This is a genomic window from Gemmatimonadaceae bacterium (genome assembly GCA_019637355.1).
Classification (GTDB): Bacteria; Gemmatimonadota; Gemmatimonadetes; order Gemmatimonadales; family Gemmatimonadaceae; genus Pseudogemmatithrix.
Genome location: JAHBVT010000001.1, coordinates 928923 through 952071, shown reverse-complemented (window position 1 = coordinate 952071; position 23149 = coordinate 928923). Strand labels below are relative to the sequence as shown.

At 69.4% G+C, this 23149-nt stretch carries 18 protein-coding genes and 1 tRNA gene; 6 read left to right on the top strand and 13 right to left on the bottom strand.

The window, feature by feature from the left end:
• Positions 1-49: 49 nt before the first annotated feature.
• Positions 50-886 carry a sterol desaturase family protein gene (locus tag KF689_04285; protein ID MBX3132596.1) on the bottom strand — a complete coding sequence of 279 codons (837 nt, stop codon included), beginning with the start codon at positions 884-886 and terminating at the stop codon, positions 50-52.
• A 96-nt stretch (positions 887-982) separates the two neighbouring features.
• Between KF689_04285 and KF689_04280 the strand changes: the two genes are divergently transcribed.
• Together KF689_04280 and KF689_04275 are read left to right on the top strand one after the other, a co-directional pair.
• The gene (locus KF689_04280; GenBank protein ID MBX3132595.1) at positions 983-1804 is read left to right on the top strand and encodes a ZIP family metal transporter; all 822 of its coding nucleotides are present in this window, start codon (positions 983-985) and stop codon (positions 1802-1804) included.
• Positions 1805-1905: 101 nt separating this feature from the next.
• On the top strand, positions 1906-3708 hold the full coding sequence (locus KF689_04275; GenBank protein ID MBX3132594.1) for a succinylglutamate desuccinylase/aspartoacylase family protein: 1803 nt from the start codon (positions 1906-1908) through the stop codon (positions 3706-3708).
• A gap of 27 nt (positions 3709-3735) precedes the next feature.
• Here KF689_04275 and KF689_04270 read toward each other — a convergent pair whose 3' ends face one another.
• On the bottom strand, positions 3736-4296 hold the full coding sequence (locus tag KF689_04270; protein MBX3132593.1) for a Uma2 family endonuclease: 561 nt from the start codon (positions 4294-4296) through the stop codon (positions 3736-3738).
• Positions 4297-4479: 183 nt separating this feature from the next.
• Positions 4480-4553 (bottom strand) — tRNA-Ile (locus tag KF689_04265).
• 124 nt (positions 4554-4677) lie between these two features.
• Here KF689_04265 and pap point away from each other — a divergent pair.
• Complete coding sequence (gene pap / locus KF689_04260; protein ID MBX3132592.1) at positions 4678-6129, top strand: polyphosphate:AMP phosphotransferase; 1452 nt, start codon at positions 4678-4680, stop codon at positions 6127-6129.
• 48 nt (positions 6130-6177) lie between these two features.
• On the opposite strand, the gene KF689_04255 is transcribed toward pap, so the two are convergent.
• The 10 genes from KF689_04255 to KF689_04210 all read right to left on the bottom strand — a co-directional run bounded on the left by KF689_04255 (position 6178) and on the right by KF689_04210 (position 20762).
• Positions 6178-6468, bottom strand: coding sequence for a hypothetical protein (locus KF689_04255; protein ID MBX3132591.1), 291 nt, complete (start codon positions 6466-6468; stop codon positions 6178-6180).
• A complete protein-coding gene (gene typA, locus KF689_04250; GenBank protein ID MBX3132590.1) occupies positions 6469-8307 on the bottom strand; it encodes a translational GTPase TypA in 1839 nt (612 codons plus the stop codon).
• A gap of 81 nt (positions 8308-8388) precedes the next feature.
• Positions 8389-9531 carry a type IV pilus twitching motility protein PilT gene (locus KF689_04245; GenBank protein ID MBX3132589.1) on the bottom strand — a complete coding sequence of 381 codons (1143 nt, stop codon included), beginning with the start codon at positions 9529-9531 and terminating at the stop codon, positions 8389-8391.
• Between the two features lie 431 nt (positions 9532-9962).
• Positions 9963-11000, bottom strand: coding sequence for a cation transporter (locus tag KF689_04240; protein ID MBX3132588.1), 1038 nt, complete (start codon positions 10998-11000; stop codon positions 9963-9965).
• A gap of 42 nt (positions 11001-11042) precedes the next feature.
• The gene (gene pdxA / locus KF689_04235; protein MBX3132587.1) at positions 11043-11945 is read right to left on the bottom strand and encodes a 4-hydroxythreonine-4-phosphate dehydrogenase PdxA; all 903 of its coding nucleotides are present in this window, start codon (positions 11943-11945) and stop codon (positions 11043-11045) included.
• The gene (locus KF689_04230) at positions 11942-13261 is read right to left on the bottom strand and encodes a peptidylprolyl isomerase (GenBank protein ID MBX3132586.1); all 1320 of its coding nucleotides are present in this window, start codon (positions 13259-13261) and stop codon (positions 11942-11944) included. The genes pdxA and KF689_04230 overlap by 4 nt, the downstream gene beginning before the upstream one ends.
• 9 nt (positions 13262-13270) lie before the next feature.
• Positions 13271-14695, bottom strand: coding sequence for a peptidylprolyl isomerase (locus KF689_04225; GenBank protein ID MBX3132585.1), 1425 nt, complete (start codon positions 14693-14695; stop codon positions 13271-13273).
• 36 nt (positions 14696-14731) lie between these two features.
• A complete protein-coding gene (gene mfd / locus KF689_04220; GenBank protein MBX3132584.1) occupies positions 14732-18040 on the bottom strand; it encodes a transcription-repair coupling factor in 3309 nt (1102 codons plus the stop codon).
• Positions 18040-19845 carry a VWA domain-containing protein gene (locus KF689_04215; GenBank protein ID MBX3132583.1) on the bottom strand — a complete coding sequence of 602 codons (1806 nt, stop codon included), beginning with the start codon at positions 19843-19845 and terminating at the stop codon, positions 18040-18042. The genes mfd and KF689_04215 overlap by 1 nt, the downstream gene beginning before the upstream one ends.
• Positions 19842-20762, bottom strand: coding sequence for a DUF58 domain-containing protein (locus KF689_04210; GenBank protein ID MBX3132582.1), 921 nt, complete (start codon positions 20760-20762; stop codon positions 19842-19844). The genes KF689_04215 and KF689_04210 overlap by 4 nt, the downstream gene beginning before the upstream one ends.
• Before the next feature lie 163 nt (positions 20763-20925).
• Here KF689_04210 and KF689_04205 point away from each other — a divergent pair, with 163 nt between their 5' ends.
• From KF689_04205 to KF689_04195, 3 genes are all read left to right on the top strand, one after another.
• On the top strand, positions 20926-22143 hold the full coding sequence (locus KF689_04205; protein MBX3132581.1) for a hypothetical protein: 1218 nt from the start codon (positions 20926-20928) through the stop codon (positions 22141-22143).
• A gap of 107 nt (positions 22144-22250) precedes the next feature.
• Positions 22251-22655 (top strand): IS30 family transposase, encoded by a 405-nt coding sequence (locus KF689_04200; GenBank protein MBX3132580.1) that lies wholly within the window; start codon positions 22251-22253, stop codon positions 22653-22655.
• Positions 22652-22984 carry an IS30 family transposase gene (locus tag KF689_04195; protein MBX3132579.1) on the top strand — a complete coding sequence of 111 codons (333 nt, stop codon included), beginning with the start codon at positions 22652-22654 and terminating at the stop codon, positions 22982-22984. Before KF689_04200 ends, KF689_04195 begins: the two co-directional genes overlap by 4 nt.
• Positions 22985-23149: the final 165 nt, after the last annotated feature.

Genomic DNA, 23149 nt, shown 5'->3' with positions numbered 1-23149 from the left:
AGAGGGCTTCTCGGTTCGCGCGTCTTGGATGCGAGCCGCAGCTGCGCCTTCACTCGCTGGGCGGCCGCGTCGGCTGCGGCTTGGGCCGGAACGGCATCGTGAGCAGCGCGCCGACGGACGCGTGTTCCTTGGCGTCCATATGCGTGTCGATGCCGTAGACCAGCTTGGACTGGTCGATCGTGCGGAAGGTGCCGAACAACCGGTCCCAGACGGAGAAGATGTTGCCGTAGTTGGAATCCGTGTGCGGGAGCACGTAGTGGTGGTGCACCTTGTGCATATCCGGCGACACGATCACCCAGGCCAGCGCGCGGTCGAGCGCAGCAGGCAGCTTGATGTTGGCGTGGTTGAACTGGCTGAGCACCACGCTCATCGCCTGGTACAGGAAGACCATCCACAGCGGCGCGCCCACCACGACCACGGCGAGCGCGGTGAAGGCGAAGCGCACGACGCTCTCGCCCGGGTGATGCCGGTTGGCCGTGGTGGTGTCCACGTGCGTGTCGCTGTGGTGGATGAGGTGCAGCTTCCACAGCGGCGGCAACTGGTGCGACACGAAGTGCGCCAGCCAGGCCGAGATCAGGTCGAGTACCAGCAGGCCGACGAGCGTGGCGAGCAGCAGCGGCATCGGCGGCAGCCAGAAGAGCAGGCCGATCTCACGGGCAATCGCCCACTCCGAGGTGCGCAGGAGGAGGAAGGCGAGCGCGAAGTTCACCACGATCGTGGTGAAGGTGAAGAAGAAGTTCACCAGCGCGTGCGACCACTTGCGGTACTGAAAGCGGAACAGCGGCAGCGCGCTCTCCCAGATCCAGAAGGTCGCGATGCCCCCCGCGAGGATCAGGGCGCGGTGGGAGGACGGGATCGTCCCGAAGTAGGCGGCGATGGCTTCCATAGGGAGGGAATGTATGGGCCCCCATTGACAATTTGTTAGGACATCCTAACTTTTGGCGATTGTCGGCTGCCTGCCGACCACACCCGCACTGTCCCTGTGGAAGCCCTGCTCGAATTCTTCTCCCGCACCGATCCGGTCCTCGGCGCGCTCATTGCCACGACGTTCACGTGGCTCGTCACGGCCGCCGGTGCCTCGATCGTGTTCCTCGTGCCCAACTTGGGCCGGCAGTCGCTCGACGCAATGCTCGGCTTCACCGGTGGCGTGATGGTCGCCGCCAGCTTCTGGTCGCTGCTCGCCCCCGCCATCGCGATGAGCGAGCGAATGGGCGTGCCGGGATGGCTGCCGGCGGCCGTCGGCTTCGGCGGCGGCGCGCTGTTCATCTACGCGCTCGACAAAGTCCTGCCGCACCTGCACATCAACTTCGACCCGTCACGTTCCGAGGGCGTACAGACGCCCTGGCATCGCACGACGCTGCTGGTGCTCGCCATCACGCTGCACAACATCCCCGAAGGCCTCGCCGTGGGTGTGCTCTTCGGCGGCGTGGCCGCGGGCATTCCCGAGGCGACAATCGGCGGCGCGGTGGCCCTGGCCATCGGCATCGGATTGCAGAACTTCCCCGAGGGCATCGCCGTCTCGATGCCGCTGCGCCGCGCGGGCCTCAGCCGCGGCAAGAGCTTCTTCTTCGGGCAGGCCAGCGCCGTGGTGGAGCCGATCGCCGGCGTCATCGGCGCGGCGGCCGTGCTCTTTATGCAGCCCATCCTGCCCTACGCGCTGGCCTTCGCCGCCGGCGCGATGATCTACGTGGTCGTCGAGGAAGTGATCCCGGAGACGCAGCAGGCCGACAATACCGACATCGCCACACTGGGCTTCATCGGCGGCTTCATCGTGATGATGGTGCTGGACGTGGCGCTGGGCTGATGGCGCTCAACATCCCGCGGCGCCGCGGCGTAGCATAGACGGCCACCGGCTCCGCGCCGGTGGCCGTTCGCGTTGCGACCCCCACTCCAGCCGACCTTCCGATGCCGAGTCTTCGCCGGATCGCCCTTCGCCTTGCGCTCGCCTGCACCGCGGGCGTCCTGCTCGTCAGCACCGCGGCGCCCGCACTCGAGGCCCAACAGCCCGCTCTCCGCACCTGGCAGGAGGAGAACGAGTTCAAGGCCGGGCCCACGCCCTTCGAGCCCCTGATGAAGTTCTGGTACGAGCTCGACCGCCAGAGCGACCTCGTGAGCATCCGGCCGCTCACGCGCACGCTGCTCGGCCGCGAGTTCACGCTCGTGACCATCTCCAAGGAGCCGATGGCCAATGCGCAGGACGCCCTGCGCAGCGGCAAGACCATCGTCTTCATCGGCAACGCCGTGCACGGCAACGAACCGGCCGGCAAGGAAGCGTCGCAGCTGGTCGCGCGCGACCTCGTCTTCGGCGACCTGCGCCACGTGCTCGACAGCGCGATCGTGCTGTTCGTGCCGCTGATCAACCCCGACGGCGGCGAGGTGCGGCGGCGCACCAACGAAGAAGGCTTCGATATGAACCGCGACTGGCTCAAGCTCGAGTCGCAGGAGATCCACGCCATCGTCACCCAGGTGCTGAACGAGTGGACGCCCGACATCCATATCGACACGCACCACGGCGGCTCGGCCCCGTACACGCTCACCTGGCAGGGCACGCTGAACCCCGCCGCCGACCGCGAGCTGCGCGAGTACCCGTACCGCACGGTGTTCCCCGCCATCCGGACGGCGCTGCGCGCCGAGGGCTACGACGGCTTCGACTACTCCGGCGCCCAGACCCGCGACGGCGTGCGGGGCTGGGGCTCGACGTCGGTCGAGGCCCGCAAGCACCACGTCTACACCGGGCTCGTGAACTCCATCGGGATGCTCTTTGAAACGCCGTCGTCCACGCACCGCGTGCGCAACGGCGCCGTGGAGGCCATCCCGCAGCCGGAGCGCTACTACCACCAGGTGCGTGGCCAGGTGATCGGTATCCGCACGGTGCTGCTGCACGCGCATCGCCGCCGCAGCGAGGTGCGTGCGCTCACCAACGCCTCGCGGCTTCGCGCCATCCGCGCCGGAGCCAACCCGACTGCCGCCGATGCCGTCGTGGTAGAGTACGAGCTCGTCTCGCGCGGCACGGAGCCCGTGTGGATGCCCAACGCGCCTGCCGGTGGGCCGGGCGGCGGCCAGGGCGGACCCGGCGGGCAGGGCCAGAACATCACGTACACGCTGCAGAATGTGCCGGTGTGGCTCAAGTACGACGTGAAGCGCACGATTCCCCGCGCGCGCGGCTACGTGCTCCCGGCCTCCATCGCCAAGGTGGTGCCGTTGCTGCTCGAGCACGGCATCCAGGTGCATCGCTTCACCACGCCCACCACGCTCGAGCTCGAGGTGTACGACGCCCTCGGCGTGCGCCGCAACGAGTACTTCCAGGGTCACTACCTGCAGTCCGTGACCGGCGTGGAGAAGAAGGTCGAGCGCGTGGACGTGCCGGCCGGCTGGTACTACGTGAGCACGGCGCAATCCAAGGGCAACCTGATCTCGTACTTCCTCGAGCCCGAGACCGACGACAACCTCATCACGTGGAACTACACGGACAACGTGCTCCGCGTGACGCCGAGCAGCGTCGACGAAGCGATGCAGGGCCTGCTCGGCGACAACGACCTCAACAGCCTCACGCCCCAGCAGCGTGAGCAGCTCGAGGCCCGGGCGCGGGCGATGATGGCCGCCAAGCAACGCGTACCGATGATGCGGCTGGTGACGCCGCAGCCGATGCCGCTGCTCGAGGTCATCAGCTTCAACGAGTACAACCGCACGCGGTACTGGCAGCCGTAAGCCAGTGCCGCACCGCGCTCGGGACGCTCAGTCGTCGCCGAGCGCGGCGCGGAAGAGGGCGGGCAGGTCGATGCGCAGCGAGGGGCTTCCAGCGACGGGAGTCCACGCAAGCGTTTCCGCAATGACTTCCGGCCGATCGTCCGTGGGACGCCAGCGTTCCACGAGGCGTGCCTCGACGTCGACGATCCAGTACTCCGGCACCCCCTGCTGCTGATAGATCAGCCGCTTGGTGTGGCGGTCAACCCGCGCCGTGGCCGGCGAGAGCACCTCGACCGCAAGCAGGAGGTCGCGACTCTCCGACCAGTCGCGCGGCGGCTGATCGGCCCAAGGAATGGCGTAGAGGTCCGGCTGGAGCACGCGCCGCGGAGAGAACTCGATGTCGGCGGGCGCATAGCGCACCCGCGCGAGCCGCGACTCCCGCGCCCAGGGGCGCAGCGCATCGTAGAGTTCCTCCGCGACGGCATTGTGGCGGGACGACGGCGACGGCGTCTGCCACAGCTCGCCATCGAGTACCTCACAGCGCTTGCCGTCGTCCGGCAAGGCGCGCCAACGCTCTGCGGTCCAGTCGGAATCGATGAGTGCGGCCATACCCATAGCGTACGCTCGGCTCTGCGGTTTAGGCAATAGTGCATCCGAAACACTGGCACCGAGGGCCCCCCGCGCTGCCATCGTCGCATTGCCGGCGCAATCCGAGGCGGACCGACAGTGGACCAGTGCCGAAACGGCGACGGCCCCGCCAGCGCTGCTGGCGGGGCCGTCGTGGTGCCGGAGTGGGCCTGGGAGGAGTTGAACCTCCGACCTCACGCTTATCAGGCGTGCGCTCTAACCACCTGAGCTACAGGCCCGGCGAGCCTTGAAATAAAGCGGGAACCGCCCCGATGGTCAACCGCGCAGGACGCGGCAGCTCCCCGACTTGCGGTCCGAGGCGTGCCGGGCGCACTCTCGGCGCACCCCTTCCCTCCCCCACTGATGTTCGACACCGCCGAACTCGGGCTCACGCTCTCGGAGCGCGCCTACGACTCCGCCCTGCGGACGCTACGACCGAAGCTGCTCAAGGCGCACATCGCCCTGCAGGCCTCGGGCCGACAAGTCCTCGTCATCGTCTCAGGCGGTAACGCCTCCGGCAAGGGCGAACTGGTCCACCGCCTCAACGAGTGGCTGGACCCACGCGGCGTCACGACCCAGGCCTTCTGGGACCATTCGGACGAAGAGTCCGAACGGCCGCACTTCTGGCGCTTCTGGCGGGCGATGCCCGGCGCGGGCAAGATCGGCATCTTCTTCGGCTCCTGGTACACCTGGCCGATCATCGACCGCGTGACGAAGGCACGGCGCAAGCGCGAGTTCGTGCCCGAACTCGACCGCATCGTGGCCTTCGAACGAATGCTGGCCGACGGCGGCATCACGGTGCTGAAGCTCTGGATGCACCTGACCAAACCGCGGCAGCGGGCGCGACTCAAGGAACTGGAAAAGATGGGTCGCCTCGCGCCCGACGACTGGTCGCACTTCAAGCAGTACGACCGCTTCCGCGCGGTCTCCCAACAGGCCGTCGAGCACACGCATCACGCGGCGGCCCCGTGGCACGTGGTCGATGCCACCGACCGTCGCCACCGGGAGGTCGCCGTGGGGCGGCTACTCCTGAAGGCCTTGCAGGCAGCGCCGCCATCTGAGCCGGCACCACCGCGCCGCTGGACGCCGGGACCCTCGGCGCTCGACCGCGTGGACCTCACGCAACGGCTCAGCGTGGCGGCCTACGAGCGCGAGATGGTCACGCTCCGCGAACGCCTGGCGCGGCTCACCTGGGCCGCGCGCGCCGCCGGTCAGCCGACGGTGCTGGTGTTCGAGGGCTGGGATGCCGCCGGCAAGGGTAGCAGTATCCGCCGCGTGACGCAGGCGATCGACCCGCGCCTGTACCGCGTGGTCGGCTTCGCCGCCCCCACCGACGAGGAGCGCGCGCAGCACTACCTCTGGCGCTTCTGGCGGCACCTGCCGCGCGACGGGCGCATCACGATCTTCGACCGCTCCTGGTACGGCCGCGTGCTGGTCGAGCGGGTCGAGGGCTTCGCCAAGGAGGCCGAGTGGGAGCGGGCCTACGGCGAGATCAACAGCTTCGAGGAGCAGCTCACCGCGCACGGCACGGCGCTGGCCAAGTTCTGGATCCACATCAGCCCGGCCGAGCAGCTCAAACGCTTCAAGGAGCGCCAGCGGGTGGAGTGGAAGCAGCACAAGATCACCGACGAGGACTGGCGAAACCGCGAGCAGCTCCCGGCGTACAAGGCGGCGGTCGAGGAGATGCTGGCGCGCTGCGCCCCACCGACGGCGCCGTGGACCGTGGTGGCGGGCAATGACAAGCGCTTCGCGCGGGTGCAGATCCTGCGCACGGTGGTGGACACGCTGCAGCGGGCGCTGGACGCCCGGAGCTAGGGCCTGCAACGCGAACGGGGGGCGCCGCCCGGCGCCCCCCGTCTGGCCTCACTCGTCGAAGCGCCCCGGATGGGGCTTGTCGTCGTCATCGGCGTCGTCGTACTCGTCGTCGAGGTCGAGGAGATCGTCGTCGTCATCCTCGTCATCGAAGTCGTCGTCGTCGAGGTCATCCTCGTCAAGGTCGTCATCGTCGTCGAGGTCGTCATCGAACTCGTCGTCTTCGTCGAGGTCCTCGTCGAAGCCGTCCAGGTTCTCCTCGTCTTCTGTCGCCAACCGCCACGGCGCCGCCGCGCTCCCCACCATCGTCCGCTGTCTCCCAAAGGGTGATCCTGCACGCATCTACAGCCCAGCCTCCCGTTCCTTCTTGGCCGTCCGGTTGATGCGCTTGCGGTCGCTTTCCTTGAGCAGGCGCTTGCGCAGGCGGATGTTGGACGGCGTGACCTCGATCAGTTCGTCGTCTTCGATATACTCCAGCGCCCCTTCCAGCGTCAACAGGCGCGGTGGCTCCAGCTGGATGGCATCGTCGGCACTCTTGGACCGCATATTCGTCAGCTTCTTTTCCTTGGTCGGGTTGACGTCCATATCGCCCGGCCGGGAATTCTCGCCGATGATCATCCCCTCGTAGACCTCGTCGCCCGGCTTCACGAACAGCGTGGAGCGCTCCTGCAGGTTCCCGAGCGCGAAGGCGATGATGGTCCCCTGCTCCATCGAGACGAGCACGCCGCGCAGGCGGCCCTGCAGCCCGCCGGACCAGGGCCCGTATTCGAGGAAGCGGTGGTGCATAATGCCGGTGCCGCGGGTGTCGGTGAGGAACTCCGAGCGGTAGCCGAAGAGGCCGCGCGCCGGGATCTTGTACACCAGGCGCACGAGGCCCTGCCCGGGGTTCTTCATCTCGATCATCTGCGCCTTGCGGGGCCCGAGCTTCTCGATGACGGTGCCCATAAACTCCTCGGGCACGTCGATCGCCAGTTCTTCGTATGGCTCCTGCTTCTCGCCGTTGGGGCCAATGTGCGTGATGACGCGCGGCCGCGAGACCTGGAACTCATACCCCTCGCGGCGCATCGTCTCCATCAGGATGGACAGGTGCAGCTCGCCGCGGCCGGAGACGGTCCAGGTGTCGGTGGAATCGGTCTCTTCGACGCGCAGCGCCACGTTGCGCTCGAGTTCCTTCTCGAGACGCTCCTTGATCTGCCGCGACGTGACGAACTTGCCGTCCTGGCCTGCGAACGGAGAGTTGTTGACGAGGAAGTCCACGGAGATCGTGGGCTCTTCCACCGCGATACCCTCGAGGCGCTCCTGGTGCTCGGGGTCAGTCAGCGTCAGGCCGATCTCGACGTGCTCGAAGCCGGCCAGGGCGACGATCTCGCCGGCGCTGGCGGACTGCACCTCGACGCGCTCCAGGCCCTCAAATCCATACAATTTCGTGACACGCCCGATGGCCCCCTTGGCGGCGTGGTCCACCGGCAGCAGGGCCACGTTGTCGCCCACGCGCACCGTGCCGCGGTCGATGCGCCCGATGGCGAGGCGGCCGAGGTAGTTGGAGTAGTCGATGGTGGAGACGAGCATCTGGAACGGCGCGTTCACCTCGGCCGGCGGCGCCGGCACGTGCTTGACGATGGTCTCGAACAGCGGCGTCAGGTTCTCCGCCGGCACGTCCATCGACATCGTCGAGGTCCCATCGCGACCTGAGGCATAGACCACCGGCGCGTCGAGCTGCGCCTCGTTGGCCTCGAGCTCGATCAGCAGGTCGAGCACTTCCTCGTGCACGCGCATCGGGTCGGCACCGGGACGGTCGATCTTGTTGATGCAGATGATGACCGTGCGGCCGAGGGCCAGCGCCTTGCGGAGCACGAAGCGCGTCTGCGGCATCGGGCCGTCGAAGGCGTCCACGACGAGCAGCACGCCGTCGACCATCCGGAGGATGCGCTCGACCTCGCCGCCGAAGTCGGCGTGCCCGGGCGTGTCGACGATGTTGAGCTTGGTGTCACCCCAGTGCACCGAGGTGTTCTTCGCAAGGATGGTGATACCGCGCTCTTTTTCGAGCGGGTTGGAATCCATCACGCGTTCGGAGACGACCTGATTGGCGCGAAAGGCCCCGGCTTGCCGGAGCATCTGGTCCACGAGGGTCGTCTTCCCGTGGTCCACGTGCGCGATGATGGCGATGTTGCGAATCTGCATAGCCTGGAAAGATAACAGGACGGAAGACGGAAGGTGGAAGGTCGGTACCTCCGTCACCCGTCATCCGTCATCCGTCTTGGGTCAGCGCTTCGCCCCGGCCTTGCCCGCCGGCCCCGCCGCCGCCCCGGCCGGCGGCTTCGGGTCGTCCCCCTCGACGAAGCTGGTGTCGTGCCCCTTGGCCTTCAGCGAGGCCACGAAGGAGCTCTTGTCCACCGACTTCATATACGCCTCTTTGGGCTCCACCAGCTTCTTCTCCACCAAGTCCATCAGGGTGTCGTTCATCGTGATCATCCCGATCCGCTTGGACGTCTGCATAATCGAGGGGATCTGGAACGTCTTGCCCTCGCGGATGAGGTTGGAGACGGCGTTGTTGACCAAGAGGATTTCCCGGGCAGCGACACGGCCGCCGCCGATCTTCTTGCAGAGCACCTGCGAGACGACACCCTTGAGCGACTCGGAGAGCATCGTGCGCACCTGCTCCTGCCGGTCGGAGGGGAACTGGTCGATGAGGCGGTCGATGGTGCTGGCCGCGGTCGTGGTATGCAGCGTGCCGAACACCAGGTGGCCGGTCTCGGCGGTCTCGATGGCGATGGCCACCGTCTCGAGGTCGCGCAGCTCGCCGACGAGGATGATGTCCGGGTCCTCGCGCAGGGCGGCGCGCAGGGCGCTCTTGAAGCTGCCGGTGTGCACACCCACCTGCCGCTGCGTCATAATGCAGTTCTTGTTCTCGTGCACGAACTCGATCGGGTCCTCGATCGTGATGACGTGGTCCGACCGTGACCGGTTCACGAGGTCGATCATCCCCGACAGCGTGGTGGACTTGCCGGAGCCCGTGGGGCCGGTCACCAGCACCAGGCCCTTGGTGAGGTAGCAGAGGTTCTGGACCTCCTGCGAGAGCCCCAACTGGTCGGCGGTGATGATGGTATTCGGAATGACGCGGAACACCGCCGCCACGCCCTTTCGGTCGCGGAGCACGTTGGCGCGAAAGCGCGCCACGCCCGTGATCTCATAGGCGAAGTCGCTGTCGTTCGTCTCCTTGAACTCGGCGCGGTTGCGCTCCGGCATAATGGAGGTGAGCAGGGCCTCCATCGTCGCGGGGTCAATTTTCGGCTGCCCCTCGACGCGATGCATCTCGCCGCTGGCCCGCAGGATCGGTGGCTCGCCGACCCGCATATGCAGGTCGGAGGCGCCCTTCTCCACGAGGAGGCGCAGCAATGCCTCCATCGCCTGCAGCGACTGCGCCGGGTCGTGGGCCGCCTCCTGCACATTGCGCACAGCGGCGACCACCGGCGCGGCGGCCTCCTCCGGCAGTACTACGCGCGTGAACATCCCGGTGCTACGCTTGAACTCCCCGTCGGCATCCACCTGGATGCGCACCGAGAGCTTGCCGTCGCCGGTGACCATCGCCCGCACGGCGAAGACGGAGTCCTCGCTCATATACTGGAACTTGGTCGGCTGCTTGGCGTCGAGCGCGGGGTGCGAGCTGGCCGGCGCGATCTCCTTGAGCAGGGCCACGATCTGCGCGGCCGTGAGGGCCTTGGTGACCGGCTTCTCCTGTCCGCCCCCGACCAGAACCACGGCGGCGTCCTCGCCCATCACGAGCTCGTCGGCGCGGTTGGAAATCATCACGGAGAGGAGCTTGTCGAGTTGTGCCATCAGCGGGTCGCCGGGGTGAGGGAGGGGTGGGCGAGGTCGCCGCAGCAGGCGGCAAGGGGCTCACCTTCGAGCTGGATCGTCGTGTGCTGGATGCCGAAGCCCTCCACCGCCGCGTGCAGGTCGGCCAGCACGCGCGGGTGTTCCTCGACCGCTGGCGCGATGGCGTGGGCACTCATCGCCACTACACCTGAGGTCAGGGTCCAGACGTGCAGGTCGTGCACGGCGCGCACGCCGCGCACCTGCGCCATCGCCGCGCGCAGGGCCTCGGCGTCGATGTGCGCCGGCGTGTTCTCGAGCAGCACGTCGACGGCATCGCGCACCAAGGCCCAGGCGCCGCGGATGATCAACAGCGTGACGGCGATCGACGCGATGGCGTCGGCCCGCAGCCAGCCGAAGGCCTGCACGCACAGCGCTGCCACGATCACCGCCACCGAGCCCAAGAGATCAGACAGCACGTGCAGGTAGGCGCCGCGCAGGTTGAGGCTCTGCCCCTGGTGCGCGTGGAGCAACCAGGCGCTGACGCTGTTGGCGGCGAGTCCGGCGATGGCAACGCCGAGCATCAACGCACCGCCCACCGGCTGGGGGGAGCGAAGCCGGCCCACGGCTTCGACCAGGATCCAGGCCGAGAGCAGGAGCAGCACGGCACCGTTAATGAAAGCGGCGAGAATCTCCCAGCGCAGGTGGCCGTAGGTGCGCTGCGGCGTCGCCGGGCGGCGGCTGAACCAGGCCACAAACAGCGACAGACCCAGCGCCCCGGCATCCGTGAGCATATGCCCCGCATCGGCGAGCAGGGCCATCGAGTTGGACAGCAGGCCACCCACCACCTCGGCGACCAAGAAGGTCGTCGTGACCGCCAGGGCCCAGGCCAAGCGCTTGGTGCTGGTCGCGTGCGCGTGCGCCCCCAGCCCGTGGTGATGGTGCGCCTCCCCCGGCGCGTGCTCGTGCGGCAGCGCGTCGGCGGCGGCGCGCGCGGCACTCGGGCGCTGGACTTGGCAGTCGTCGAACGCCGGCGGCGAGGGGGGCTTGGGCGTGGTCATAGGGACGCCGGAAATCTCACGCCCGGACCGCCCTGCGGCCAGTCACGAGAGGCGCGCGGCGATCTCGGCGGCGGTGCGCAGCGCCAGGACCATCGAGCCGGCATCGGCTACGCCCTGCCCCGCGATGTCCAGGGCCGTCCCGTGATCCGGCGAGGTGCGCGGGAATGGCAGGCCCAACGTCACGTTCACAGCCTCGCCGAAGCTGGCGACCTTGATGGCCGTCATCCCGACATCGTGATACGGTGCGATGACCGCATCGAATTCGCCGCGCATCGCCCGCACGAAGACGGTATCCGCCGCGAAGGGGCCGGCCATCCCCGCCTCGCGCGCTGCCGGCGCGAGCACGCGCTGGTCCTCGTCGCCGAAGCGTCCGCCATCGCCGCCGTGCGGATTGAGCGCGCAGAGGGCCAGCCGCGGCTCGGCGATGCCGAACCACTCCTGCAACCCGCGCCGCGTGAGCTGCGCGGCACGCACCAACGCCGCCTGCGTCACGGCAGCCGGCACCTCCCGAAGGGCGATATGCGTGGTGGCCAGCACCACGCGCAGGCTCGGACCGGCGAGCATCATCGCCGTCGGGTGGCCGGTGAGGCGTTCGAGCATCTCGGTGTGGCCGGGGTCCGTGTAACCGGCCGCCGCCAGCGCGGACTTGTCGATCGGCCCGGTGACGATGCCCTGCGCCGCACCCGCGCGCACCAACTCCACCGCGCGCTCGATCGCCTTGGCGGCAAGTCCGCCGGCAATCGCCGCCTGCTCGGGCGTAGATGGTCCCGGGCGGCCGTGCCACTCGCCGACAGACTCCTCGACGGCGATACCCGCACCGCTGGGACCCACCACGATGCAGCGCGCGGCGCCGGCGACCTCTTCGGTCGCGAGCGCCGCGCGCAGAATCTCGGGCCCGATGCCGCGCGGGTCGCCGACAGTGACCACGAGCGCCGGGAGCGTCACAATCGCACGGAGACGTAGTATTCGCGGCGCAGGTTGTCGAGCGTGCGGCGCGTGGAGCGCTCTTCCTGCAGCTGGCGGCGTACGCGCTCCTGGTACTCGTCCAGCGTCCACTGCCCCGCCGGCTTGGCGGAAATCACCTGCGCCACGAGGTACTTGCGCAGGCCCGTGCTCTGGTCCGGCAACGTGAACACTTCCGTGAACGCCCCGGCCGGCTGGTTGCGCAGGACCACGCGGTACTCCGGCGGCAGCGAGTCCACCGGGTAGCCCTCGGGGATGCTCTTCTCCTCGTTGGCGTCGTGGAAGCGCGCGATGACGGAGTCGAACGGCGCGCCGCGCTGCCACATCTGGCGCGCCGAGTCGGCCCGCGCCGCAGCGACCGCGGCGTCCTGCTCGTCCACCTCGGGCCGGACCAGGATGTGCCGCGCCCGCACCTCGCCCGGCCGCACGCGATCGACGCGCATCACGTGGTAGCCATATTCCGTCTCGACGATCGGGCTGATGCGTCCCGGAAGGAGGGCGAACATCATCTGGTCGAAGGCCGCGACCATCCGGCCGCGGCGGTTCCAGCCGAGGTCGCCGCCCTGCGCCGCGCTCACCGGGTCCTGCGACACCAAGCGCGCGAGCGAATCGAAGTCGGCGCCTCGCTCCAGCAGGCGCCGCAGCGAATCGGTGCGGGCATAGGCGCGGTCCTTGGCCTCCTGCCGCGGACGCGGCGTCACCACGACCTGGCGGAACGCCACCAGCGCGGGACGCGGCCCGAGGCGCGCGCGCAGGCGCTCAAAGGCCTCGGCGACCTCGCGCTCGGTCACGTTCACCGGCGCGAGGCGGCCGAGCGTGCGCAGCGTGTCCAAGGCCTTGCGCTGCCGCTCGTCGCGCTGCGCCTGCTCGATGGTGCGCTTGCGGTACTCCTCGGGCGTGCCGAAGCCCTCGCGGCGCAGCGCCTCGCGAAACTCGGCCTCGCTGCCGAACTGTCCTCGGATCTGGTCAATCTGTTGGTCCACGCGCGCCGACACTTCGAGCTCCGGCACCTCGAGCTTGAAGTCCTGGGCGACGGCGAGCAGCACTTCTTCGTCCACCAACTGCTCCAGCAACTCGCGTGCGACCCGCATCTGACCGGCAGAATCGGCGGGAATCTGCAGCCCTTGGGCGCGCGCGAAATTGAGGCGCTCCAGCACTTCGCTGAAGAGAATCGGCTTGGTCGCGACGACCGCAACGACGCGGTCGACGGGAATCATCTGCACGACCGCCCCGCCTTGCTGGGCCGCGACGGGGGCGGCCAGCAACGCGATTGCGGCCAGGGCGTACGCGCGACGCATCACGGCCCCTTACGGGTTCGGCGCGGGCAGCGGGACCGCTGTCGGCGCTGCGCCGGCCTCGGCCGCCGCTTCCGCGGCCGCACGCAGGCGCGTCGCCTCGGCTACCACACGATCCAATCCCGCGGGGACGATGCGCGCCTCGTAGCGCTCACGCAGCACCAGCGAGACCGGCTCCGGCACGTCCACGTACTGGACCGACGAGGTGAACAGGCCGCGGATGTAGGCCGTCGCGCGCTCGGTGGCGAGCTTCTCGCGGTCGGACACGGTGCTGGCCTCCGCCAACTGCGCCGGCGAGAGCCCCAGCGCCTCCATCGCGTCGGTGACGGTGGTGTAGAACGCGTCGCGGACCTCGATCAGCGTCGCCGAATCCGGCTGCAGGCCAAGCGAGTCGGCGCGGCGCAGCAGGAGCTCGTTGCGCATAATGTTCGCGACGAAGTCCGGGATCAGCGAGTCGGCCGCCTGCATAATCTGCGGGCGGATCTGCGCCTGCGGCGGGAAGGCGCCAATCCAGTCGGCCATCCGTCCGGCCGTCAAGTCGAAGACCCGCGACGTCGCGATCACGGTCCGGTCGCGGCGGAAGGCGTCCACATCCTCGGCGATCGCCTTCACCACGCGCGGGGCGTTGCGCCGCACTTGGAGATTCACGCCCTTCTCGGCATCGGCAAAAAAGGTGCTCTCCGCGCGCGACTGCAGGAACTGCGTGTACTCCTCGGTAAACTGCGCGCGGACCTCGTCCCAGGTGGAGCGGCGGATGATGTGGTAGCCGAACTGCGTCTCGACCACGCCGGTGATCCCGCCCGGGGCCACGGCGCGGATGGCCGACTCGAACTCGGGTACCATCGTGCCCGGCGAGAAGACGCCATAGTCACCACCGCGGTCCTTGGAGCCCGGGTCCTGCGACCGCGCGCGCGCGACGCGCGCGAAGGTGGCCGAGGTCACGGTGCGGGCGATTTGCTCGGCCTCGCGCTTGATGGAATCGTTGACGGCGGTGCCGAGGCCGGCTGGCTGCTTGGTCAGCAGGATGTGGGCGGCGCCGAGCATCTCGCCGTCCTCGTAGGCCTTGCGGAAGCGCGCGGTGTCCACCGGCGCCATCGTGGCGAGATGCTCCTGGAACATCCGCTGGAGGCGCATCTGCTGGATCGTGGACCACATCCCGCGGTCGGCGAGGGCCGAATCGCGCAGCGTGTCGCCGCGGGCCGCAGCGTGACCGAGCAGTTGGTAATTGACCCAGACCTGGCTGATGGACCGCACGACGCTGGGTTCGAGCGAGACGCCGGTGTTGGCCAGCATCTCGGCGAACTCCGAGACGGTCAGCTCGGCGGTGCCGGCGCGCGCGACGACATCCACGTGGGCGGTCATCGCGTCCTTGATGGCGCCGCAGGCGGTCGCGGCAGACAAGAGGACGGCGATCAGGGCGAGGCGAAGGCGATTCATATGAATGCGAAGGGGGAAGAATGAAGACTCAGGCTGTTACCGCAGATCGGGCTCAATGGTCCGCAGGGCCCGGACAATGCCATCCAAGAGGGCGGAGCCGCCGAGTCGCGTGAGCTTCAGCGACAGCGGCTGGACCCGGCGCACGTCCACCTGGAACTGGACGTCCCGGAAGGCGGCCGCGAGCGGCTTGAGCCGCGGGACGGCGTCGGCTCGGAAGTTAATGCGGGCCTCGTCCCCACGCACCAGCATCGCCTCCACGCCCAGCCCGGCGCCCAGCAGGCGAAGCTTGGCGACGACGAGGTAGGCCTCGGCCGGCGGCGGCAGCGGCCCGAAGCGGTCGCGGATCTCGGCGCGCAGGGCGTCCACCTCGGCGGCCGCCTTGGCGGCCCCGAGGCGGCGATAGAGATCCAGCTTCACGGCCGCCGATTCGATGTACTCGTCCGGGAGGAAGTGCGGCTGGTCCAGCGTGACGTCGGCCGGGGGCGGCGGCGGCGCGGCATCGCCGCGCTTCATCCGTTCCACCGTCTCGTCGAGCATCCGCAGGTAGAGGTCGAAGCCGACCGCGTGGACGAAGCCCGACTGCTCCGGGCCGAGCAGGTTCCCCGCGCCGCGCAGCTCCATATCCTTGAGCGCGACGCGGTAGCCCGCCCCGAGTTCGGTGTGGTGCTCGAGCACGCGTAGGCGGCGCTCCGCGTCCTCGTCCACGAGGTCAGGCACCATCAAGTAGCAGTAGGCGCGGCGATGCGAGCGCCCCACGCGACCGCGGAGTTGGTAGAGCTGCGCCAACCCGAGCCGGTCGGCACGGTCCACAAACATCGTGTTGGCGTTTGGCACGTCGATGCCGCTCTCGACGATGAGCGTCGAGACGAGCACGTCAATCTCGCCGGCGACGAAGCGGCGCATCACCGCTTCGAGTTCGCGCTCCTGCATCTGGCCGTGCCCGACGCCCACGCGGGCCCGCGGCACGATGCGCTGGATGTGGTCGGCGACGGCGAGGATGGTCTCGATGCGGTTGTGCACGAAGAACACCTGCCCGCCGCGATCCAGCTCGCGCGAGATGCCTTCATCGATGAGCGCGTCGTCCCAGGGCTCGATGAACGTGAGCACGGGGGACCGGTCGCGCGGCGGGGTCTGCATCAGCGTCAGGTCGCGCAGCCCGGCCAGCGACTGGTGCAGCGTCCGCGGGATCGGCGTGGCGGTGAGCGTGAGCACGTCCGTCTCGAGCCGCAGCTGCTTGAGGCGCTCCTTGTGCTTCACGCCGAAGCGGTGCTCCTCGTCCACGATGATCAGCCCGAGCGCACTGAACATCACGTCCGCGCTGAGCAGGCGGTGCGTGCCGATGACGACGTCCACCTTGCCCTCGGCCAGCTCCTTGAGCGCTGCCGACTGCTCCTTGGACGTCTGGAAGCGGCTCATCACGGCGAGGCGCACGGGGAAGTCGGCGAAACGCTCGCCGAAGGTGCGGGCGTGCTGCTCCGCGAGCACCGTGGTTGGCACGAGCACCGCCACCTGCCGTCCGCTCTGCACCGCCTTGAAGGCGGCCCGCACGGCGATCTCCGTCTTGCCGTAGCCCACGTCACCGACGAGCACCCGGTCCATCGGACGGGCGGCTTCCATATCCAGCTTCACCTGCTCCGTGGCCGTGCGCTGGTCCGGCGTGTCCTCGAAGAGGAACGAGCTCTCGAGCTGCTTCTGCCAGGCGCCGTCGGGATGGTGCGGCGGCCGGCTGGTGATGGTGCGGCGGGCGTAGAGGTCGAGCAGCTCGGCCGTCATCTCGCGGAGGGCCGAGCGCGTCTTGTCGCGCTGGGCGGCCCAGCGCTTGCCGCCCAGCTTGTGCAGCTTGGGCGGCGGGGCGTCGTCGTCCTGTTCGCCGGCGGCGCGGTACTTCTCCACTTGGTCCAGCCGATACAGCGGCACGTTGAGGCGGTCGCCGCCTTCGTACTCGATCACCGCGACCTCGATCGTCGCCTCGCCGTGGAAGACCGTCGTCATCCCGCGGTAGATGCCCACGCCGTGTTCGAGGTGCACGACGAAGTCGCCGGGCTTGAGCGCGGTGACGTGCTCCAGCGCCGCGCCCGAGGCATAGCGGCGGGCCCGCCGGATGCGGCGCTCGCGGCGGAAGATCTCGTGGTCGGTGAGCACGCGCAGGCCCTGCGGCCCGCGCGGCTTGATGATGAAGCCGCCGGCCAACACACCGATGGCCAAGGTGAGGCGCTCTCGGGTCTCTCCGCCGCCGCGGGCGCCGTCGAGCAGTTCCTCTAGGCGCTCGGCCTGACCGCTGTTGTCGCAGAGGATGAGCGTCGGCGTGCCGTCGCGGACCATCGCGCCGAGCTTGGCCATATCGCGCTCGACCGGCTCCGGTGCCGAGAGCGGGAAGACCACGGCGCGCGGGTCGTCCTCGCTGGCGGCGATGACCTCAAGCGCCGGGAAGCTGCGCAGCGCCTGCTCGGCCGCGGACGGCGACTGGAACAACTCCTCGCGCGGGGCGGCATCCTCGCCACGGCGACGCGCGAGTTCCAGGTGATGCTGGGCTTCGCTCCAGGTGCGGTCGAACTCCTCGCGCGGATGCGCGCCCTGCGGCAGCACCAGCAGGCTTCCCGGCGGGAAGAGCTCGCTGAGCGCGGCCCGGGCGTACTTCGCCTCAGCGTCATCGCCCTGTACTTCGACCGGGAGAATCACGCAGCGTTCCACCGGCCCCGTCGCGCGTTGCGTGGCCACGTCGAAGGCGCGCAGCTCCTCGAGGTCGTCGCCCCAGAACTCGAGCCGCACCGGATCGGACATCCCGAAGCCGTACACGTCGAGGATGCCGCCGCGCACCGAGTACTGCGCCACGTCCTCCACCAGCGGCACGCGCTCGAAGCCCACCGACTCGAGGTGCGCCATCAGTTCCTCGAGACGCCACGAGTCGCCCTTGCGCAGCTCCAGTCGCGCATCGGCCAGCGCGCGCGGCAGGCGCGTGCGCTCCTGCACCGCGCGCGCCGTCGTGAGCAGCACGCGCACCGCGCCCTTGGCAAGCGCTTCGAGCGTCTCGACGCGCTCGCCAGCGACTTCGGCGTGCGGCTCGATCTCCCCGAAGCCTTCACGCGGCGGATACAGCGCCACGCCCTCCGCGCCGAACACCGACTGCAGGTCCGCGTGCCAGCGCTCGGCGTCCGGCAACTGGTCGGCGATGACGACGAACAAACGATTGGGCTCGCGCTCGGCGAGCGCGGCCACGAGCACGGCGTCGGCCGAGCCCGCGAGTCCCCCGACGGCCTGGCGGCCGTTCTTGGTGGGAAGCGTCGAGGTCAGTCGCGTGAACGCCGGCAGTGCCGCGAGGCGTTCGATGAGAATCGGCAGGGCCATCAGTCGGGGTCGCGGCCGGTGTGTCCGCGTCGCGCGAGCCAGGACTCGAGCAGGAGCAGCACCAGCGCCGTGAAGAGCAACGGAGTCGCGAGGGCGCGGCGCGCCCCGGCGGTGAAGGCGGCGCGGGCGAGCTGTTCAGGCGTCTCCGCCACGGACTCGGCGCCAAGCAGCACGGCCAGCGAATCGGAGGGCAGACGGCGGAGGTCGGACTCCGCGGGCTCGAGATTCACGACCAAGGCGCCCGCTCGCGCACCGCCGCGACGCCAGAAATACACACCCGCTTCAAGGGGCGCACGCACAGTTGACCCGGCCGTGAGTGCGCGACGCGAGCTATCCGGCGCTTCCAGCGCGTCCACGCCTGCGGGCACCGTGACCATCGCACCGGGGCCCACATCGCGGGCCACGCCAGCGGCCGAGCCCAGACGCTCGGCGATCAAGCGGTCCAGCCACGGCACGAAGGCCGCGCGCAGTACCAAGTCGGTGGCCTCAGGGTCCGCCGGGGACGCCACGAGCACGTATCCATCGCCCGCCACTGCCCACGGCGCGGCACCCACGCGCGCGAGTGTGTCGCTGACGCTCGCCCCCGGCACTCGCTCCAAGGCGTACCAAGTGAGTGCACGCGCGCCATCTACATCGGATCCACGCAGCGGCGCAGGCCCAGACTGCCGTGCCCCGTAGCGCCACGGAATACCGGCTCGCGCCAGCGCGCGATTGGCGTCGGCGAGCTGCAGCGGATTGCTCGGCGCAAAGAACACACCCGGCCGGCGCGCGCGCTCGGCTACACCGACCAAGACGGCATTGCCGCTGCGCACGCGTCCGGCGTCGGCGAGGGCGGCCACGGCGCCGCGCAGGAACTGGCTGCTCGCGTCCGCCGAGACGGCCGGCGCATCGCCGACGTGCACGGCGAAGAAGCGACGGTCATCGGCCCGGAACTCATCGGCATCGAGCTCCAGCACGCCGGGGATCCATCCACGAGCGGCCGACTGCGCGCGGGCGACGATGGCGGCGCCGTCGCCGCTGCGACCGCGCGCAACCGTGCGCCCGTCGACTTCGAGACGCCACGATGCCGAGTCACCGCTGAGCGTGGCGCGTACGCCGCCGCGCGGGCTCCAGTAGGGCGGCTCCACCAGCAGCGTCGCGATGCCACGGTTGGCTGGCGGAGGCTCGCGCGGCACGAAGACGCGGCGCGGCGCGGCGTCGGCGGGGAGTTCCACGCCTCTCCAGGTTGATGCCTGTGCGTCCGTGATCAGCACCGTTGTGCGTTCGGGCAACGCGCTCGCGGCGAGGATGGCCTCGGCGCGCCGCAGTGCCGTGCTGATATCGCCTGCGCCGTCCATCGGCAGGAGTGAGTCGAGCGCGGCGTCGAGCACGCTCGGTGCGGCGAATCGCACGATGCCGTCGGCCGTGAGCAACGTGACTTCGTCATTGCGTCCGGCCGCGGCGACCACGCGCCGGCTTGCCCGCACGAGCGCACGCAACGCCGGCCCATCCGCGCCCACGGCGCCGGTGGACGCCGAGTTGTCGAGCACGATGGCCACGGCGGTCGGCGGATGACCGAAGCCTGGCAGCGGCCCCACCGGCTGCGCCAGCGCCAGCGCGACCGCGAGCACGATGCCCACGCGCACGAGCATCAGCAGCAGGTTGCGCAGGCGCACCTCACGCGCGTGCTCCTTCTCGGCGCGCAACAGGTAGCGCACGGCGGGAAAGTCCACGCGGGTGCCGGTGCGCCGGCGCAGCAGGTGCAACAGCAACGGCACGGCGGCCGCGGCCGCCAGCAACAATGCCCAGGGTGCGAGGAAACTCACGGTTGCCGTTGCCGCCGCGCGAAGGCGTGTCGCAACGGGACCCCGAAGGGTTCGGAGGTGAGCACCGGTTGATAGCTCGCGCCTGAGGCCGCGAACCGGGCCCGCCACTCGTCCAGCGCGACGGCGACCGTCTCCGCGTAGGCCTCGCGCACTTCCGAGGGCGTCGCGGCGAGCGAATCGCCCTGCTCGGGATCCACGAACAGCGCCTCGCCGGTGGGCATCGCGAAGCTCCGCTCGGCCGGATCGAGGAGGTGCAGCACGACAACGTCGTGGCCTTGGGCACGGAGCACGCGCACGGCGTCCTCTGCCTCGTCCGGCTCCACGAGCAGGTCTGAGACCAGCACGACCATCCCGCGGCGCTTCACCAGTTGCGCCGCCTGGCGCAGCGCGCCACCGGCGTCGGACCCCGGGCCAGCCGCGGACGCACCCAGCGCCGCGACAATGCGCGTGAACTGCAGCTGTCGCGACGCGGGCGGCATCGAGGTTCGCACCGCGTCGTCAAAGCGAATCAGGCCGACGGCGTCGCGCTGACGCAGGAGCAGCAGGGCGAGGGCCGCCACCACCTGCTCGGCGTAGCGACGTTTGGTGAGCAGCGTCGGGGCCGAGGCCCAGTCCATCGACTTGGAGACGTCGAGGACGAGCGTCGCACGGAGGTTCGTCTCTTCCTCGTATTGCTTGATGAGCCACTTGTCGGCGCGGGCGGCGACCTTCCAGTCCATAAAGCGGAGGTCGTCACCGGGCTGATAGGGCCGATGCTCGGCGAACTCCACCGAGAAGCCCTTCTTGGGCGAGCGATGCAGGCCCGTCATCACGCCGTCCACGAGCCAACGCGAGATGACCTCGAGGCGTCCGAGCGCCGCGAGGGTCCGTGGGTCCATCAGGTCGGGCCGGAGGGGGCCCGTTGCAGCGTGGGTCATCAGCCGCAGAAAGGTAATGAGTTGCGGGAGTCGTCAACGGCCGTGCGCTGAGCAACGAAATTCCGCGACGCGCAACCGCGAGGCCCCCACTGGTGTCTCACATCTGTGTCCCGGCCACGCAATTCGCCGGACGGAAACGATTCGCCCCCACACCGCCGAGACGATGCGACTCCTCCACCGCACCATCCTCCCTGCACTGCTGGCACTCGTGACCGCCTGCGGCGGCGGCGACGCCCTCGCCCGCGGCGTGACGGTCGACACGCTGCCCGGCGGCATCCCGCGCACGATGTCCGCCGCGCCCATCGACTCCGGCCGCTGGTCGCTGGTGCTGGGCCGCGAGATCCAGCCCCCCGAGGGAACGGAGGGGGAACTGTTCAATCCGGCCGGGCTCGCCATCGCCGATGACGGCCACCTGCTCGTGGTGGAGCAGAATCCAGCGCAGGTCAAGGTGTACTCGCCGACCGGCGAGCACCTGCGCACCATCGGACGCAACGGCGAGGGGCCCGGCGAGTACCGTGCGGCCTTCATTGCGCTGCGCGGCGACACGATGCTGGTGCAGGATCCGCGCAACTCGCGGGTGAGCACGGTGAACTGGCGGACCGGCGAGCTCGTGACGACGCGGCGCTCGGCCTGCTGCCACTGGGCGCCCATCGGCATCGACGTCCACGGGCAGGCGTGGCTGCGGACCATCTTCTCGGCACCGGATTCCGGCTACCGGTACGTGCAAGGCTACCTCCGCGTGGGTCTGCTGGATGGTCCGATGGACACGCTGTGGGCGTACGAGCGGCGCGATCTCCCGGAGACGCCGTACTGGCAGCTGCGCGAGGGTGGCGTGGTGCGGATGTCGACCGTGATTCCGTTCCAACCGCGCGCCCATTTCGCGGTCGATCCCGCGGGCGTGCTGGTGACCGGCTGGAGCGGCGAGTACCAGCTCCGCACGACGCGCACGGGGCGCGACACGGTCGCGCTGTTCGGGAGGCGTTGGCAGGCGGAACCCGTCTCCGCAGGCGAGCGGCAGCGCATCTATGACGAAGCCATTCGTGGGTGGGTGAGCCGCGGGGCGGCCGGCGGCGACGAGGCCGCGCTGCGGCGCGCCTTCGACTCGGCGTTGATTCCCGCGCTGCGCCCCGCCTACGACCACGTGCAGGTCGACGATGCCGGGCGGCGCTGGCTGCTGCGCAGCGATGCCGACACGTCGCGCACGCGCTTCGACCTGTTTGATGCCGAGGGTCGCTGGCTCGACATCGTCGAGGTGGACCCAGCACTGTGGACGCGCAACATCTACACCGGAATCGCTTGGGGGCGCCGGGAGGTGGCGGTGAGCGCGGAGGGAGACGACGGCCGCCCGATCGTGCGCATCTTCACCGTCCGGAGGCGTTAGGGTCCGCGCATTCACATACTAAGTGCAACAACCGCCCCACCCCCGGAAGCGGGTGAGGTGACCTGGGGCAGGCTAGGCTTCAGTTCTCCTCCAAGAGAAAGGACGCCATGACCTACACCCAGATCACCCTTGAAGAAAGGTACGACATTCACGCGCTCCGCAAGCTGGGCTGGACGCCGGCGGCCATCGCCCGGCGTCTCGGGCGGCACCGCAGCACCATCTCGCGCGAGATCCGCCGCAACGTCTGGCGCCAGAACCAGGTGAGCTACTACCCGCTCGTCGCGCAGAGCTACACGAACGAGCGCCGCCGGGCGTCACGCCGGGGCACGCAGTTCTCCGATGCGGAATGGGCCTTCGTCGAGTACTGGCTCCGGGAGGACTGGAGCCCCGAGCAGATCGTGGGCTTTCACGCCCGCTTCGGGATCCACACCCCGAGTCACAGACGATCTATCGCCACATCTGGAAGGACAAGAAGGCCGGGGGCACGCTATGGACGCACCTGCGCATCGTGACGAAGAACCTGCGGAAGCGCTATGGCACCTACGACAGTCGCGGCCGCCTCGCAGGCAAGCGGCACATCTCCACGCGACCGGCGGGTGCGACGAACCGCTCGCGCTTCGGGCACTGGGAGGGCGACACGGTCCTCGGCAACACGCAGCACGGTGCCTGCGTGGTCACAATGGTGGAGCGGAAGTCCGGCTTCGTGGCGATCGGCCTGCTCGCGCAGCGGACCGCCGCGAACACCAACGCCCGGCTGCAGCAGCTCATCGCGGCGCAGCCGCGTCCCGTGCGGACGCTCACGCTCGACAACGGTCTACATCCGCTGTCAAGAGTTGCGTAGGCACAGTGATGCCTTGGGCGCCCAGAAGGACGCCAGGAGAGGTGAAGCGCGACGGGCACACGACCCCCGGTGGACTTCCACGGAACACGAGTCCCCTGCTCACCATAGTGCGGTACGCAGCATCGTCGCGTAGCGACGCGACGCGCTCAGCAGTCTCAACACAGC